Annotated in this window: 17 protein-coding genes; 3 read left to right on the top strand and 14 right to left on the bottom strand. The window is 46.2% G+C overall.

Annotated features, from left to right (window positions below; all coding sequences use genetic code 11):
* Nucleotides 1-114: 114 nt before the first annotated feature.
* The 10 genes from JM642_RS08345 to yceD all read right to left on the bottom strand — a co-directional run bounded on the left by JM642_RS08345 (nt 115) and on the right by yceD (nt 7,615).
* Nucleotides 115-594 carry an acyl-CoA thioesterase gene (locus JM642_RS08345; protein ID WP_037419717.1) on the bottom strand — a complete coding sequence of 160 codons (480 nt, stop codon included), beginning with the start codon at nt 592-594 and terminating at the stop codon, nt 115-117.
* A 116-nt stretch (nt 595-710) separates the two neighbouring features.
* Nucleotides 711-1,079 (bottom strand): hypothetical protein, encoded by a 369-nt coding sequence (locus tag JM642_RS08340; RefSeq protein ID WP_037419714.1) that lies wholly within the window; start codon nt 1,077-1,079, stop codon nt 711-713.
* A 178-nt stretch (nt 1,080-1,257) separates the two neighbouring features.
* Nucleotides 1,258-2,496, bottom strand: coding sequence for a beta-ketoacyl-ACP synthase II (fabF, locus tag JM642_RS08335; RefSeq protein WP_037419711.1), 1,239 nt, complete (start codon nt 2,494-2,496; stop codon nt 1,258-1,260).
* Between the two features lie 209 nt (nt 2,497-2,705).
* A complete protein-coding gene (acpP, locus tag JM642_RS08330) occupies nt 2,706-2,939 on the bottom strand; it encodes an acyl carrier protein (RefSeq protein ID WP_006081231.1) in 234 nt (77 codons plus the stop codon).
* A 163-nt stretch (nt 2,940-3,102) separates the two neighbouring features.
* Nucleotides 3,103-3,849: a 3-oxoacyl-ACP reductase FabG gene (gene fabG, locus JM642_RS08325; protein WP_011623152.1), complete on the bottom strand. Its 747-nt coding sequence runs from the start codon at nt 3,847-3,849 to the stop codon at nt 3,103-3,105.
* Between the two features lie 9 nt (nt 3,850-3,858).
* Entirely contained in the window at nt 3,859-4,785 is a 927-nt protein-coding gene (fabD, locus tag JM642_RS08320) for an ACP S-malonyltransferase (RefSeq protein WP_203433427.1), read from the bottom strand.
* A gap of 104 nt (nt 4,786-4,889) precedes the next feature.
* Entirely contained in the window at nt 4,890-5,849 is a 960-nt protein-coding gene (locus tag JM642_RS08315; protein ID WP_037419694.1) for a beta-ketoacyl-ACP synthase III, read from the bottom strand.
* A 9-nt stretch (nt 5,850-5,858) separates the two neighbouring features.
* Nucleotides 5,859-6,887: a phosphate acyltransferase PlsX gene (gene plsX / locus JM642_RS08310; RefSeq protein ID WP_037419691.1), complete on the bottom strand. Its 1,029-nt coding sequence runs from the start codon at nt 6,885-6,887 to the stop codon at nt 5,859-5,861.
* A gap of 15 nt (nt 6,888-6,902) precedes the next feature.
* Nucleotides 6,903-7,073: a 50S ribosomal protein L32 gene (gene rpmF, locus JM642_RS08305; RefSeq protein WP_011072715.1), complete on the bottom strand. Its 171-nt coding sequence runs from the start codon at nt 7,071-7,073 to the stop codon at nt 6,903-6,905.
* A 17-nt stretch (nt 7,074-7,090) separates the two neighbouring features.
* Nucleotides 7,091-7,615, bottom strand: a complete 525-nt coding sequence (gene yceD / locus JM642_RS08300) for a 23S rRNA accumulation protein YceD (RefSeq protein WP_011072716.1) — start codon at nt 7,613-7,615, stop codon at nt 7,091-7,093.
* A 284-nt stretch (nt 7,616-7,899) separates the two neighbouring features.
* Between yceD and JM642_RS08295 the strand changes: the two genes are divergently transcribed.
* Nucleotides 7,900-8,484 (top strand): nucleoside triphosphate pyrophosphatase, encoded by a 585-nt coding sequence (locus tag JM642_RS08295; protein WP_081990957.1) that lies wholly within the window; start codon nt 7,900-7,902, stop codon nt 8,482-8,484.
* 3 nt (nt 8,485-8,487) lie between these two features.
* On the opposite strand, the gene JM642_RS08290 is transcribed toward JM642_RS08295, so the two are convergent.
* Both JM642_RS08290 and rluC read right to left on the bottom strand, forming a co-directional pair.
* Nucleotides 8,488-9,231 (bottom strand): HAD-IA family hydrolase, encoded by a 744-nt coding sequence (locus JM642_RS08290; RefSeq protein WP_144376444.1) that lies wholly within the window; start codon nt 9,229-9,231, stop codon nt 8,488-8,490.
* Nucleotides 9,232-9,269: 38 nt separating this feature from the next.
* Complete coding sequence (gene rluC / locus JM642_RS08285; protein WP_037427257.1) at nt 9,270-10,229, bottom strand: 23S rRNA pseudouridine(955/2504/2580) synthase RluC; 960 nt, start codon at nt 10,227-10,229, stop codon at nt 9,270-9,272.
* A 595-nt stretch (nt 10,230-10,824) separates the two neighbouring features.
* Between rluC and rne the strand changes: the two genes are divergently transcribed.
* Both rne and JM642_RS08275 read left to right on the top strand, forming a co-directional pair.
* Complete coding sequence (gene rne / locus JM642_RS08280; RefSeq protein ID WP_203433425.1) at nt 10,825-14,103, top strand: ribonuclease E; 3,279 nt, start codon at nt 10,825-10,827, stop codon at nt 14,101-14,103.
* Nucleotides 14,104-14,246: 143 nt separating this feature from the next.
* Complete coding sequence (locus JM642_RS08275) at nt 14,247-15,806, top strand: SulP family inorganic anion transporter (RefSeq protein ID WP_037427309.1); 1,560 nt, start codon at nt 14,247-14,249, stop codon at nt 15,804-15,806.
* 328 nt (nt 15,807-16,134) lie between these two features.
* On the opposite strand, the gene JM642_RS08270 is transcribed toward JM642_RS08275, so the two are convergent.
* Complete coding sequence (locus JM642_RS08270) at nt 16,135-16,344, bottom strand: cold-shock protein (protein WP_011072720.1); 210 nt, start codon at nt 16,342-16,344, stop codon at nt 16,135-16,137.
* Between the two features lie 305 nt (nt 16,345-16,649).
* Entirely contained in the window at nt 16,650-17,465 is an 816-nt protein-coding gene (gene rlmA / locus JM642_RS08265; protein WP_037419673.1) for a 23S rRNA (guanine(745)-N(1))-methyltransferase, read from the bottom strand.
* Between the last annotated feature and the right edge of the window lie 9 nt (nt 17,466-17,474).

Genomic DNA, 17,474 nt, shown 5'->3' with positions numbered 1-17,474 from the left:
GTAGCACTCGATTAGGCGAGCGTCAGAGTAAAAATGCCCTTGGTAACAAACGCAGTGTTCGACAGAAACAACAAAGGCGCACAGAGGCGCCTTTGTTTTTATAACTAACCCAAATCACTTTTGTACGTGTGCTTCCATTTCGGCGCCAATTTTCTTGCGCATTTCCATTAAGCGCAGTGCGGAATCACGCAGATGAATATCATACTCAGTCTGCGGCACCCATTCAGGCACGGGTGTAGGTTGACCATTTTCATCCACGGCAACCATGATGACGATACAGTGAGTGGTGAGATGACGCTCAGAGACCTTAGGATCTCCTGCCCGCACATCAATACCGATATGCATAGAGGTCTTGCCGGTATAAATCACCTTAGCGCTGACTTCGACGATATTTCCCACGAGAATTGGCTGAACAAATCGAATTCCACCCGCATAGGCGGTAATACAATATTTACCACTCCAGCCCGCAGCACAGGCATAAGCCGCAAGGTCAATCCATTTCATCACAGCGCCACCGTGAACCTTACCACCAAAATTCACATCTGCGGGTTCTGACAAAAATCTCAGGGTAATTTGTCTATCGATACCAGCCATATAACCTCAACTTATTCAGCCTCTGTGGCTCAATGATTTTGCAATAAGTTGAGTTTACGATAGAAATGCTCAATAGCGTAAAGATAATTACGATTGTCCCAGTGAAGAGAACCGATTTAGCCAAAGTAACTTATTAGCCCACAGGAGAGTAATAATCCCGGCAACGCCAGGCGATACAACCACAGCTGTAATTGACTGCTAACAAAGCGAGTGCCCTTGCCATAAGTGTAAACACCCAACCCTGCCAAAAACAGCCCAATCACTTCAAATCCCGATGACATATGGTTACTGCCACCGACACTGATGGCGGTCACCAATAAGGCGAACCACACCAACACATATGCCGCAATCGCAAAGGTGAAGGTCTTCATGCCGATATCCATATTAGGATGCCAAGCTTTGGATTCACCACGAATTAATTCGGTCAAATTTGCGGTTACGGCACCAACGATAGGCACAAGCGGGATCACCAGAGGGTTTAACATGACAGATTTCCTTTTAAATAGAATATGCCTGTCATTATCGGCCGCAAAGGGCATTAAACAAGCTTGATGAACAAAGGTTAACTATTTGGATATCAGCAGGTTAGAAAGTGATATTAGGCACAATTCGAGCATAAAAAAATGCGCCAGTAGGCGCATTTTTTATCGAGCTAACCGCTGTTTAGACTTTCTTAAACAGCAATGAACCGTTAGTGCCACCAAATCCGAAGGAGTTACACAGAGCATACTCTAACTTTACATCACGGGCAGTGTGCGCCACGAAGTCTAAATCACAGCCTTCATCTGGATTATCGAGGTTGATGGTCGGTGGTACGGCTTGGTCGCGCAGCGCAAGCAGAGTGAAAATCGCTTCAACCGCACCCGCAGCGCCCAGCAAGTGACCCGTCATAGACTTAGTCGAGCTGACAAGCAGGTTGTAGGCATGATCGCCAAACACAGATTTCACCGCTGCCGCTTCCGCTTTATCACCCGCAGGCGTTGAAGTGCCGTGCGCATTGATATAACCAATTTTTTCAAATGGCAGCTTAGCATCATTCACTGCATTGACCATAGCGGCCGCAGCGCCCGCTCCATCACTTGGAGGCGATGTCATATGGAACGCATCACCACTCATACCAAAGCCGACGAGTTCACCATAAATGGTCGCACCGCGCGCCTTCGCGTGCTCGTATTCTTCCATCACCATCACACCCGCACCATCACCGATGACAAAACCATCACGGTCTTTATCCCATGGGCGACTGGCCGCCGTTGGGTCATCGTTACGGGTTGACAGCGCTTTGGCGGCACCAAAACCACCAACACCGAGTGGACAAGTGACATCTTCCGCCCCACCGGCAACCATCACGTCAGCATCGCCATAGGCGATAGTGCGCGCCGCAAAACCGATATTGTGCACACCAGTAGTACAGGCGGTAGTGACGGCAAAGTTAGGGCCCGTCATACCGTACATAATCGATAAATGGCCAGCAATCATATTGATGATGGTGCTAGGCACGAAGAAAGGCGAAATTTTACGAGGGCCACCACTTAATAGCGCACTGTGGTTTTGTTCAATCAACCACATACCGCCCATGCCAGCACCGATTGCGGTACCCACACGGCCAGGGTTTTCTTTAGTCATATCCAGACCTGAGTCTTGGATAGCTTGGATGCCCGCAGCCATACCATACTGAATAAAGAGGTCCATTTTGCGGGCGTCTTTTTTAGTTAAGTACTGCTCAACATCGAAATCTTTTACAGAACCACTGAAACGAGTGGTAAATTCGCTGGCATCAAATTTGGTTATGGGCGCAATCCCACTCTTACCCGAAAGCAGGGCTTTCCAAGTAGTGTCGACAGTATTGCCCACGGGCGTTACTAACCCTAAACCGGTTACCACTACACGACGTTTAGACACGGCAGTCACCTTTTGAATGCTAAATAGATTAAGTTATGACAGACAAATGCGGTTCTATCATTAAAATGTCTTCGCCAATCTGCGGCGAGCATCTCATGGATAAATTCAACACAGCTTCCAGAGACGATTGAATGGCACTATTGCAGAATTAGGCGGGGATAAAACAAAAACAGGCGGCATATTTGCCGCCTGTTCTCTAGAATTCAGAATTACTGATTCTTAGAAACGTAATCGATCGCTGCTTGAACAGTAGTGATCTTTTCAGCTTCTTCATCAGGGATCTCGGTATCAAACTCTTCTTCCAGAGCCATAACCAACTCAACAGTGTCCAGAGAATCTGCACCCAGATCGTCAACGAAAGATGCCGCTGGTTTAACGTCTTCTTCTTTAACGCCCAGTTGCTCTACAATGATTTTCTTTACACGTTCTTCGATGTTGCTCATTAGTTTTCTTTCCTATTCAAATTACGCACTTGCGTAAGATTGCGAGTAGTTTATTAGATTTGGCTGACAATGCAAGCTTAGTTTTCGTGGTCTAACCACGAAATTTAGCGACCAATTGATACAGATCACTACTCAGTTGCGACAGTATCCCTGCCATCCGCCCTTAAACCATGTACATTCCGCCATTCACATGCAAAGTCTCGCCTGTGATATAAGCGGCAGAGTCCGACGCCAAGAAGAGTACGGCATTGGCAATTTCTTGCGCTTGCCCTAATCGTTCCATCGGAACCTGAGACATGATAGCTTTTTGCTGATCTTCGGTCAGCTCATCAGTCATATCGGTCTGGATAAATCCAGGAGCGATAGCATTAACTGTAATTTGACGAGATGCAACCTCTCTTGCAAGAGATTTTGTAAATCCGATCAAACCAGCTTTTGCTGCCGAGTAGTTAACTTGACCTGCATTGCCCATAGTGCCTACCACTGAACCGATATTGATGATCCGGCCGAAACGCTTTTTCATCATGGTACGCATCACAGGTTTTGATAGTCTGAACAATGATGTCAGGTTGGTATCGATGATATCGTTCCATTCATCATCTTTCATTCGCATCAGCAAATTATCACGGGTGATACCCGCGTTGTTGACTAGAATATCAACATCACCCGCTTTTTCTTTGATCGAATCGAATAAATCGGTGACGGATTGACTATCGGTAACATTAAGCACTAAACCAAAACCTTTGTCACCCAGATATTCTTGAATTGCTGCGGCGCCCTTCTCACTTGTGGCAGTTCCAACCACAATCGCACCGGCTTCGACTAAGGTTTCGGCAATCGCACGGCCAATACCACGGCTCGCGCCTGTCACTAAGGCAACTTTGCCCGCTAAACTCAGATTGATACTCATACAAACTCCTTATTCAGTTAACGCGGCAAGAGATGCAACGTCATTAACTGCTTGGGCAGAAAGAGATTTATTAATGCGTTTCGCAAGACCTGTCAATACTTTACCAGGACCACACTCAACTAACTGGGTAATACCTTTTTCGGCCATTAATTCAACGGTTTCGCTCCAGCGTACAGGGCAATACAGTTGACGCACCAGTGCATCTTTAATGTCGGCAACCACAGTGGGTGATGCCACATCTACGTTATTAATAACGGTAATGGTCGGCGCATTAAACTGCACATCGTTTAACGCAAGAGCTAATTTATCAGCAGCAGGTTTCATTAATGCGCAGTGTGATGGCACGCTAACAGGCAAGGCTACCGCCATTTTGGCGCCCGCCGCTTTACAGGCCGCAGCGGCGCGTTCAACCGCATCTTTTTGACCGGCGATAACCACTTGGCCAGGGCTGTTGAAGTTAACTGGGCTTACCACTTCGCCTTGAGCGGCTTCAATACACGCATTAGCAATACCGTCATTATCTAGACCGATAATCGCGTACATAGCGCCAGTACCAACGGGTACGGCTTGCTGCATCAATTGACCACGTAGCTCAACCAGTTTAATCGCATCTTTAAAGTCGATGACACCAGCACAAACTAATGCAGAATATTCACCTAGGCTGTGACCCGCTAACATCGCAGGCATAGATTTACCAGAGGCAACATAGGCACGCCAAATCGCCACACTTGCCGCTAATAAAGCAGGCTGAGTTTTATCGGTTTCATTTAAGGTTTCAACGGGGCCGTCTTGCACTAATGCCCACAAATCATACCCTAGCACCTCACTCGCTTCGGCAAAGGTTTGTCCCACTATTGGCTGTACAGCAGCCAGCTCGGCTAACATGCCTAGGGCCTGTGAACCTTGGCCTGGGAATACAAAAGCTACATTTTCCATATCAAATTACCTATGGCGAACTTAATTTATTGAACACTAAACCGTTATCTTGGACAGCTAACCAAGATAACGATGAGCAGGAATTTATTCGTATACAGATACGATTAAAAACGGACGAGCGCACTGCCCCACGCAAAACCAGCGCCAAAGGCTTCGAGCAGCAAGAGCTGACCACGTTGGATCCGACCATCACGCACAGCTTCATCCAGAGCAATAGGTACCGAAGCCGCCGAGGTATTACCATGCTTAGCAAGGGTTAACACCACTTTATCTAAGCTCATGTCTAGCTTTTTCGCCGTGGCATTAATAATGCGGAAGTTAGCCTGATGGGGAACCAACCAGTCGATTTCCGACTTATCGATATTATTCAGGCGCAAGGTTTCAGTCACGACATGGGATAACTGGGTCACCGCCACTTTAAAGACGTCATTGCCTTTCATCGTCATAAAACCAACCGCTTCAGAGGTTTCCCCCTGACGTGGTGGGAAAGCGCACTTAAGCAAATCGCCTTGACGACCATCGGCATAAATATGGGTTGAAATAATCCCGGGCTCATCGGAAGCACCGATAACCACCGCCCCCGCACCATCCCCAAACAGAATGATGGTGGTACGATCTTCCGGCTCACACAGACGGGATAAAACGTCAGCACCAATCACTAATACTTTTTTCGCGGTACCATTTTTAACGAATTGGTCCGCAACCGATAAGGCATACACAAAACCTGAACAAGCCGCCGCAATATCAAAGGCTGGAATGGTATGCACACCGAGCATGGCTTGGATTTCGCAGGCCGCGGCAGGGAATGCATTTGCCGCACTGGTTGTACCGCAAATGATCATATCTAAATCTGATGCCTCAATACCGGCCATCTCTAACGCATTTAATGCCGCCTGATAGCCCATCGTTGAGACAGTTTCGTCTTGCGCTGCAATGCGGCGCTCTGAAATACCAGTGCGTTCAACAATCCATTGGTCACTGGTTTCCACCATTTTTTCCAAATCTTGATTACTACGCACCTGCACCGGTAGGTAACTACCAGTTCCGAGAATTTTTGTATGCATAAGGAGGAATCAGTTATTTATATCTAAAAGAATCGACTCCAAACGATCTTTTATCATTTCGGGGAGTCGACGTTGCGCTTCAGTCACTGCCAAACTAATTGCTTGTAAATAGGCAGTTTCATCCGCATTTCCATGGCTCTTTACAACTATGCCGCGCAATCCTATCAGACTTGCACCATTATAGTGGTCGGGGTTCATCTGGCTGAGAACCGCCTGAATGCGGGGGGCGATGAGTTTTGCCAAAAAACGCACGAAGAAACCTTGAGTTAGGCCCCGTTTTAACTGATGTACCAATAGCTTGGCAATGCCTTCAGAGGTTTTGAGCGTGATGTTACCCACAAAACCATCACAAACGATCACATCAACATTCCCAGAATAGATTTCATCACCTTCAATAAAGCCGGTGTAATTAATCTGATCAGTGTTTTGCAGTATTTGTGCCGCTTGTTGAACCTGATCGTTGCCTTTGATTTCTTCTGTGCCCACATTAAGGAGTGCGACTTTAGGGCGGGATTTTTTATCCACGGCCTCACACAGTACTGAGCCCATCACGGCAAATTGGAATAGCGTTTCGGAATCGCAGGAAATATTGGCACCTAAATCCAATAAATAAACTGGCTTTTGCGTCACGGAGGGTAAACAACTGACCAATGCAGGTCTGTCCACGCCGGGCAAGGTTTTTAACAGCACCTTGGCCATCGCCATTAACGCGCCGGTATTTCCCGCACTCACACACGCAGCAGCACGTCCATCTCGCACCAGTTCAATTGATAAACGCATCGAACTATTTTTACGAGTGCGCAAAGCGTGCACGGGCCTGTCAGACATACTCACCACTTCATCGGTGTGGATGACTTCAATACGGGAGAGTAACTCTTGTTCTGCTTGGTGCAGATAGACATCTATTTCAGTCTTATCACCGACTAAAATGATTTTAAGGGAAGAATGAGATTTTAGTGCCCGCAAAGCTGCAGGCACTGTGACGTGGGGGCCATGATCGCCGCCCATCGCATCTAACGCGAGCGTCAGACTCGTCATTAGGAAACCAACAAATTACTTGTTGATTACCTTTTTACCGCGATAGAAACCATCAGCAGTCACGTTGTGACGCATATGGACTTCACCGCTGGTAGCGTCTACAGACAGCTGAGCAGTGCTCAGTGCGTCATGTGAACGGCGCATACCGCGCTTTGAACGAGATTTTTTATTCTGTTGTACAGCCATTGGCCCTGTCTCCTAGATTACTTGCTCTTCAGTTTTTCTAACACTGCAAACGGATTTGGACGCTCCTCTTGAGCGGGTTCGATCTCGCCTACAACTATATCCATTGACCCGATATTGCAATCAGTTTCTTCATGCATCGGGATGATGGGCATAGCGACTATCAATTCATCTTCGATCAATTGATGCAGACGTACTTCGCCAATCTCATTGCACTCAATTGGGTCATACGCATCCGGGAGCTCATCGATTTCTGCCTTAGTCCGGCATGGACCGAAGCAAAACTCGACCGTAACCTCAGTGGTAAATAGTGTCATGCAACGTTGACAAACCAGAGTGAGCTCCGTCACAGCCTTCCCTTTCAGGTAGACTATCCCCTGCAAATCTACGCCACATTCAAGCGACACTGCCACATCGGAACAGTCGCCGGCACATAACTCATTTAATCTTTTCAATTGCTGCCCGGGCACGATCCCCTCATAGGTAGAACGGCTCGAGGCGGCGCGAATAGGATCAATTGAAACCGGTATCTTTACTGTTTGCATAAGGCGCGCATATTATAGTTTGAAAACGCTAGAGTCAAAGAAAAATTTCTTACTTAAGTCCCAGTTTGCAACTTAAGCGATTCTCTAGCCCCAACATTGAATTAATGGAAGCGAAATTTTACCCAAGCAGGGGGCGGCACACAAGCGTAAGCCGTCTAAAATAGCCGCATTCACCGAAAGAATCCTCAATTACCTTCCTAAAGTGACAGCATCTATTGCCACGGCTTGCATTCAATCATCCAGATTGGCGACAATAAGTGAAGTTTTCTAATGGATTATTAATGATGACGCCCCAGTTAATCCTCGCCTCCACCTCCGTATATCGGCAAGCACTGCTGAACAAATTAGGCTTACCCTTTGAGTGCTGCGATCCCAAGGTTGATGAAACCTCACTGCCTAATGAGTCAGCGCAAGCCTTAGTACAACGATTAGCGCAGGCAAAAGCAGAAGCTGGTGCAAAATATTGTCCTGATGGTCTGATTATTGGCTCCGATCAGGTTGCCGTGATCGATGGCAAGATCATCGGTAAGCCATTAAATCGCGATAATGCGATTAAGCAGCTCAGTCAAGCCTCGGGGAAAGCCATTACCTTTTACACAGGTCTTGCGCTTTATAATGCTCAAACGGGTGAAATGAATGCCCAAGTTGAGCCTTTTACAGTGCATTTTCGGCACCTTACAGCATCACAAATCAGTGCTTATGTGGATAAAGAGCAACCGTTTTACTGTGCAGGCAGTTTTAAAAGTGAAGGTTTAGGCATTGCACTCTTTAATCGTTTAGAAGGACGAGATCCTAATACGCTCGTGGGGTTACCTTTAATCCTGCTCACGGAAATGCTGCTCAGCCAAGGCATAGATGTATTAGCATAATGCTTATAAATGCTGAAGGAGCTGCTGCGGTGAATCAATCAATGCTATCGGCTTAGCTTGTCGTAATACCGCCTCACTATGGGCGCCGTAAGTCACACCGATGCTATCGATGCCTGCGTTTGCTGCCATGGTTAAATCCAGTAAAGAGTCACCGACCATCAAAGCACGCTCAGGCTGAATGCCCAGCTCCTGCAATAGGCTGATGATCATCTCAGGATGGGGCTTACTCTGCGCTTCATCGGCGCAGCGGGAGGCAATAAAGTAATGCCCTAATCCAGATTGCTCCCACACGCGCACCAGACCAGCTCTCGCCTTCCCCGTCGCCACTGCTAGCTGATAACCCTTTGTAGATAATGATTCGAGCAATTGTGGCGCTTGGTCGAAGATTGGCGTTGGCGTGGTATCAAGATGCAAATACTGCGTCTTAAACTCGGCGCGCATCGTGATGTAACACTCGTCAGTGCCAGTGCTGACAGTAGAAGCAGTAGACATATCCTCTTCAGGAAACGCCGAAAATCGCTGTGATGAAGACAATAATCCGCAAGGAAACAACACTTGTAACGCCTGCGTCATCGACAAGCCAATCACATTACGAATATCCGCCTCAGCAGGAACAGGCAGCGCAAGTGCCCTAGCCATATTCTCAATGCAAATAATAATCTTACCGATGGAATCCATCAAAGTGCCATCCCAATCAAAAATCACTAAATCATATTTACGCAGGCTAGAATGGTTGGCAGCCTTCATACTTCAAGGTTATCCACAGGTATATAGAGGAGCGGGAATTAAACCCGCTTTAACTTATTCAACAGTTGCTGCAGATTATCATCCAGTGGTGCAGAAACCCGCATCACTTCATCGTTTTCAGGATGGATAAACATTAATTCTGCAGCGTGTAAAAACAATCTACTCAAGCCAAGCGAGCGCATACTGTCATCGAAAGCTTGCTCACTGTACTTATCATCACAGGCAATGGGATGCCCGGCATATTGACAATGCACGCGAATTTGATGAGTACGTCCCGTGACCGGACTCGCCTGCACAAGCGTACAACCTTGATAACGCTGTACAATTTTAAAACGCGTTTCTGATGGTTTGCCTTCTACATTGACCCGCACAATGCGCTCACCGGATTTAAGTGTCAGCTTTAATAAAGGTTGTTTGACCACTTTATCCTGCGCCGACCACTCTCCCTTAACTAAAGCTAAGTAATCCTTCTGCATTTTTTTATAACGCAGTTGATCGTGCATATGTTTAAGCGCACTGCGTTTTTTAGCGACTAACAGTACGCCAGAGGTATCTTTATCAAGGCGATGAACCAACTCTAAAAACTTCTGTTGCGGACGTAAGGAGCGCAGCGCTTCAATCACACCATAATCAACACCACTGCCGCCATGAACCGCAATACCCGCAGGTTTATTGAGCACAATAAGATGATTATCTTCATGCAAAATACGATCTTCAAGTTGCGACACTTTGCTCAAGTTAGCCGAAGGCGCAGTCCGATTATCAGACTCAGCCATTCTCACGGGTGGCACACGTACCACATCACCAATTTGTAATTTATATTCTGGCTTAATGCGCTTCTTATTCACCCGTACTTCGCCCTTACGGACGATACGATAAATCATGCTCTTAGGTACACCTTTGAGCGCTGTGATTAAAAAATTATCAATTCGTTGGTCGAGGTGATCTTCGTCAATGGTGATCAACTGCACCTGTTGCTGTGGAGATTCTGTATTCATGATGTGCCATCTGCTTATAACGGCGGCCATTGTACAACAACTCACAAGAATTGTGCCTTTCCATTGCTGAATTTTTTGATTATTGCTATATTTCACCAGCGATTAGGGATAAGCCGTGAATAAAGTGTTCACAAACTCCCTGTCCCAAGTGAAAAGCTTTATAGATCAAAAAAGATTTTCTTGATAGCAAATCATTGATTTGCAAATCGTATACTGAGTAAAAATACCACAAATGCGTTTTTTACGATTAAATCGAGAATCTCACCTTACTTTATCAAGGTTTATCTAAAGCTTTTCTCACCGATTTCGAAATATATTTTAACTTGTCGTCAGACAAACCGATTCGACTTGGGCATTACCGGAACGAAATTAAAGAATTTATGGGGTTGGTTGATGTTTTACAACGAATTCCTTGTTTTTGTAATCATTAAAAAATAAGCCATAAATAGGATGCGACACGCAGCGACTGCGTCTAACAGTAATGCGCACCTTGCCTAGCTCACCAGCCGTGAGGCTTTGTTCACCACAGCTAGGCCCGTAATGCAACGAAACGCGATTGTTTGATGACCTCCATTTAAAGAAGAATGACGTCATCATGAAACGTATGTTAATCAATGCAACTCAATCAGAAGAGTTGCGTGTTGCCCTCGTTGACGGGCAACAACTGTACGACCTCGATATTGAAAGTCCTGGTCATGAGCAAAAAAAATCAAATATTTACAAGGGTAAGATCACCCGCGTAGAGCCCTCTTTAGAAGCCGCTTTCGTAGACTATGGTGCTGATCGTCACGGCTTTTTACCATTAAAAGAAATTGCCAGAGAATATTTCCCTAAAGGTTATTCATTCCAAGGTCGCCCAAACATCAAAGAAGTCGTCAGTGAAGGACAAGAAGTTATTGTTCAAATTGACAAAGAAGAACGTGGCAACAAAGGCGCGGCATTGACCACCTTTATCAGCCTTGCTGGTTCTTACTTAGTGTTAATGCCAAACAACCCACGTGCAGGCGGTATTTCTCGCCGTATCGAAGGGGATGAGCGCACTGAATTAAAAGAAGCTATGGCCGATTTAGAAGTCCCTGCTGGTATGGGCCTTATCGTCCGTACCGCTGGTGTGGGTAAAGAGTCGACAGAGCTGAAGTGGGACTTAAAAGTTCTGCAACACCACTGGGCGGCGATCACTGAAGCGGCGCAAACCAAAGGCGCACCTTTCCTCATTCACCAAGAAAGCAACGTGATTGTTCGCGCCATTCGTGACTATTTACGCCGTGATGTCGGGGAAATTTTAATCGACCATCCACGTATTTTCGAAGAAGCTAAACAGCATATCGCACTTGTGCGCCCAGATTTTGTTGAACGTGTAAAACTCTACGAAGCTGAAGTACCGTTATTCACTCACTTCCAAATCGAGTCGCAAATCGAATCGGCGTTCCAACGTGAAGTACGTCTGCCATCGGGTGGTTCAATCGTCATTGATCCAACTGAAGCCTTAACCTCTATCGATATCAACTCTGCCCGTGCCACCAAGGGCGGCGATATCGAAGAAACCGCATTAAATACCAATCTTGAAGCCGCCGATGAAATTGCCCGTCAATTACGTCTACGTGACTTAGGTGGCTTAGTGGTTATTGACTTTATTGATATGACGCCAGTGCGCCATCAACGTGAAGTCGAAAACCGCCTACGTGATGCCGTACACCATGACCGCGCTCGCGTTCAATTAGGTCGTATTTCTCGTTTCGGCTTGATGGAAATGTCACGCCAGCGTCTGCGTCCATCATTAGAAGAATCCGCTGCACATATCTGCCCTCGCTGTCATGGCCAAGGCACTATCCGCAGTACTGAATCTTTAGCGTTGTCGATTCTGCGTTTGATGGAAGAAGAAGCCATCAAAGAAAATACCTCACAAATCGAAGCCATTGTGCCTGTCGATGTGGCTGCATTCCTGCTTAACGAGAAACGTAAAGCGATTCGTATCACCGAACAACGCCATGACGTGGAAGTCTATGTGATCCCAGATCCACATATGATGACCCCAGATTATCGCGTGATCCGTCACCGCACCGACGATGAAATCGATGAATCCAGCTACAAGCGCATCGAACAGCCTGAAGCAAAATTGTACGAGCCACGTAAACTGGAACGTACTGCGGCGCCAGCTCCAGCCCTAAAAGGCTTTGCTGCTCCACAAAAAGTGGAACAAGACACTGCACCAGTTGCCAAAGTTGAAACCGCACAGCCGGGTTTCTTCAGTAAACTCTTCAGTGCAATTGGTGCTTTCTTTAGCTCAAGTGATAACGCAGTCGCAGAAAAGAGCACAGAGACTAAGAAGCAAGACAGTCAAGCCACGAATGCCAACCGTCGCAATCGTCGTAACGACACTCGCCGTACTCGAAATCCACAAGATACTGAAAAAGCGAAAGAAGGTACTCGCGAACCACGTACTCGTAATGCCAAAAAAGTCGCCGATGCACCACAAGCTCAAGAGCGCCCAATCCGTGAAAAGGATGAAAGTGCGAAACGTGCTAAGCCTGAGCCTAAACCCCGCAATCAAGCAGTTAAAGAAGTGATTGCGGATGTTCAAGACGAAGCACCAAAGCAAGAGGTCGTCCGTGAACGTCGTCAGCGCCGTAATATGCGCCGTAAAGTTCGTATCGACAACACCACAGATGTTGTAGAAACGTCAATTCAGGAAGAAGCGATTTTAGCTGAGTTGGTTGCAATCAATGCGGATGTCACGGTAGAAGTTCAACCGGAAGTGAAAGCGCCGCGCCGCCGCCAGCCACGTAAAGAGGTTACGGTTGCAAATGAGGTCGGCGACACCACAGTATCAGAAGCTGCTGATGTCGTAGAAACTAAGCCAGCCGATGCTATTGTTGATATGCCTGTTGTTGAAAGCCAAGCAGACACTCAAGTGGATGCTAAGTTAGACACTCAACCAGCGGCCATTGATGAAGATAACGCCGAAGCAAATGTTGATGCAGATGACAAAGCCAAACGTGAATCCCGTGATGGACAACGTCGTAGCCGCCGTAGTCCTCGCCATCTGCGAGCTGCTGGCCAACGCCGTCGCCGCGATGAAGATGAACAAGGCACAACGGCTCCTGCGCAGTTCATTCCTAATGATGCATTAGGCGAAGATCAAGACTATCCAGCACCAACTGCAGTTGTTGAAACGGCTAACTTAACAGAGCAAACCGTGGCTGAAACGGTTGCAGTTGAAGTGAAGAGTACAGCAACGCAGCCAGCGCCTATTGTGCACACTGCTGATGTGATCTCCTCAACTGAAGCCGCAGTCTCTCAAAGCATAGCGACAGAAAGCACGGTATCAGATACCACAGTAACTGAATCCTCCGCGGAAATTAAGTCTAATGCTGTTGTCGCTGAAGTTACATCTGAGCCTGTAGTTAACGATAAGGCCGCTGAAACGGTTAAAGCATCTGATGCCGAGCCACAATCAGCAACAGAACCAGCAGTGCAAGCCACAGAGGTTATGCAAATAGTGACTGATATAACTCCTGAAGCAAAAGCCGAAGAAGTGACACCAGTGACAGAAAAGACTGAGCCGAAAGAAGCGGTAAAATCAGTCGCATCAGCACCGATGGCGAAACCTGCAGCGTTTGTTAAACCTCAGGCAAAACCTGTAATGGCGCAAGCTGCTACGGCTCAACCAACGGAAGTTGTCGTCAGCAAACCGAAAGCGTCTAGCCGTTTTGGTGCTATGGTATCATCTGAAATGACTAAACCAACGGTAGAAGTCAGAGCGCAGGTTGAAGTGCCTAAAGGCCGTGAGTATGAAAATACCGCCACCGCTGAAGCCACTGAACCTAAGCTGAAACACAGCAATAGTGCTGAATCGGATATGGCTCGTCCATAGGACCCTTCCACAATCTAAAAAGCCATGCATCTGCATGGCTTTTTTATTTTCAGCTAATTAAGGCATATTTCAGGTTTAGCTCAATCAGTTTCTTTGATAGTATGCGCGGCTTATTTTGTCTACACACCAGTAACAGAGGTTTCATGTTCGATCTCTTCCGCCACAAAACATCTAGCTACAAAGCCGATATACTCTCAGGGCTAACCGTCGCACTCGCACTGATCCCTGAGGCTGTTGCCTTTGCTTTTGTTGCCAATGTCGAACCTATGGTGGGCCTCTATGCGGCTTTTATCATGGGATTGGTCACCGCACTGATTGGTGGTCGACCTGGGATGATTTCTGGTGCAACAGGAGCGATGGCCGTGGTCATGGTGTCCTTAGTGGTTGAACATGGCGTGCAATACTTATTTGCGGCTGTCGTGCTGGCAGGATTAATCCAAATCAGCGCTGGCATCTTTAAACTGGGGAAATTTATTCGCATCGTACCCTATCCGGTGATGATAGGTTTTGTAAACGGCCTCGCCATTGTGATTTTTTTGGCACAACTTGGCCAGTTTAAAGTAAAAGACACTGCTGGAAACTTAGTCTGGTTACCACCAGAGCCGTTGTTGCTGATGTTTGCTCTCGTAGCATTAACCATGGCAATTATTTATTTCTTGCCTAAGCTGACCACTGCAATACCGTCCTCGTTGGTCGCAATTCTTAGCGTCACGGCTATTGTCGTCAGCTTTGATCTTGATACTCGTAACGTATTGGATTTTCTCAAGACTATGAGTGGTGACGAGAATGCGACAATTGCAGGCTCACTCCCAAGCTTTGCAATCCCACAGGTACCTTTTAACCTTGAGACGCTCTATATCATTCTGCCCTATTCCTTTATTTTAGCCGCAGTCGGATTAATCGAATCCCTGTTAACCTTGACGGTTATCGATGAGATGACCCATACCCGAGGACGCAGCAATAAAGAATGTATTGGCCAAGGTGTAGGTAACATCACCAGCGGCTTTTTTGGGGCTATGGGTGGTTGTGCCATGATCGGTCAATCGATGATTAATATTAATTCTGGTGGCCGCGGCAGGTTATCAGGGATTACCGCGGCCATTGGCCTACTGGCATTTATTCTCTTTGGTGCAGCCTTTATCGAAATTATTCCGTTAGCAGCCCTCGTTGGGGTGATGTTTATCGTTGTACTCGGCACATTCGAATGGGCAAGTTTTAAGTTTATGGGCAAAGTGCCCAAACATGATGCCTTTGTGATCGTTCTTGTAACCACAGTAACTGTGTTTACTGATCTCGCCTTTGCTGTATTTGTGGGAGTGGTGGTATCCGCGCTGGTATTTGCTTGGCAGCATGCGAAACACATTAGCGTCAAAGTGACTCAAAACTCTCAAGGCTGGAAAGTCTATGAGCTTAATGGACCACTGTTTTTTGGTTCTGTCGCGAGTTTCCTCGAGTTATTTGATGCTTCACAGGATCCACAGGATGTCGTAATCGATTTTAAGTTTTCTCGCGTAGCCGATCACTCCGCCTTAGAAGCGATTGATACGCTTGCAGAGCGTTATGTGTCCATAGGCAAAAGACTACACTTGGTGCATTTAAGTGCTGATTGTAAAGCCTTACTTCATAAGGCAGGTGATCTTGTTGAAGTGAATCTGTTGGATGACCCACATTATAAAGTCGCGGATGATAAACTCGACTCCTAATGAAGTCACTATCCATCCTTAAGCAACGGTCCACGGCACTGCAATATGGCTGTGGGCTGACAGTCATCGCCCTGAATGTTCGCGTACGTAAATAGTCAGTTTTCAAGCCAAGCTTATGTATTTATTAATATCGTTAACAGCGAAATAAACAAAATTCACGGGAAAAATGATAACAGCTAACAGCAGATTAATCTGAACGCGGTCTTAAAAGTGAGAGAAATGAGAGATGTAAGTATTATGATAAAACAGCACAAATAAAAAGAGCTATGGTAAAAACCACAGCTCTTAAATCCATTGCTATTAGCGCCTAGGCTAACAGCACTGAAAATTAACCGATTACGGTTACATTTTCAGCTTGAGGACCTTTTTGACCTTGGGTCACAGTGAAAGACACTTTTTGACCTTCATCAAGAGTTTTGAAACCGTCAGAGTTGATTGCACGGAAGTGAACGAATACGTCTGGACCAGATTCTTGCTCGATGAAACCAAAACCTTTGTCAGAGTTGAACCACTTAACTACACCAGTTACTTGAGACATGATATAAATCCTGTAAATAAAAAATTAAAGCCTTAACGGCGGTGGAGCTGGAAAATGCCGGTATTACTTATGTTTACAGGACGAACGGGTCGTATTGAACACATAAATATAAGCCCAACCTTCAAGCTAGTAAAACTATAAACCATTCTAAAGATAAGTCAACATACTGCGACACTTTGAAAAATTTATTTAAACAAAGCCTTTTAAGGTTTTGCTACCGGCTCGCAGAACAATATGTTCTTACGGCTTAAGCTTAGACAGTAAAGCATTTTAAATAATTTATTTCAATAGGTTAAAATCAGCCCCTAGACTGAAATGCGATGTACTTCAATCTGGAAATCTAACTCACAGCTTAATCCGCGCTGAGTAAATGCTTGTTTCTGCTCTGCGGTAAACTTCCACGCATAGGGAGTCATTTCGAGAAAATTGCCGATATCTTTGCTGTCGTTAAGCTCGAGTTGCGCGCTAAGCCGCTCTTGATGTAGGCATTCAAATCCATCAACTCTGGCCTCAGACTCAGGATGCAATCTTGGCTGGTCATAAATCTGTTGTTTTAGCGCAAAATGATGCAAAGGCCCTGGCGATACCGTGATAAGAATGCCGCTAGGTGCCATGATCCGCTGAAGTTCTTCTACTTTTGATGGTGCATAAATTCGAATCGCTAAATCAATGCTATTAGATGGGATCGGCATTTCATAGGCACTCGCTACACAAAAGCTTAAGTTAGGATAGCGCTTGGCTGCATATTTTATTGCCGACTTAGAGATATCAACGCCCTGTAAATAACAAAAATGATGAGCAACAAGGGCATTATATAAACGATGACTGTAGTAACCCTCACCACAGCCTATATCAAGGATCTGCTGTGCACTACTGGCATATTGGAGTGCCAGTTGATTAACTCTATCACTTAAGATTTGATAATAACCCGCATTTAAGAACTCCCGACGAGCAAACATCATTTGCTGATTATCACCCGGATCTTTCGAGTTTTTTTTCTGAACGGGAAGCAAATTGACATAACCTTCTTTCGCCATGTCAAACTTGTGTGCCTGCGGGCATCCCCAAGTTCGTTGTGTTAGGGTGAGGGGTAACGCGCACAAAGGACATATATATTGCATTGATTAACT

The organism is Shewanella sp. LZH-2, assembly GCF_016859145.1.
Classification (GTDB): domain Bacteria; phylum Pseudomonadota; class Gammaproteobacteria; order Enterobacterales; family Shewanellaceae; genus Shewanella; species Shewanella xiamenensis.
This window is presented reverse-complemented; position numbering and strand designations above follow the sequence as displayed.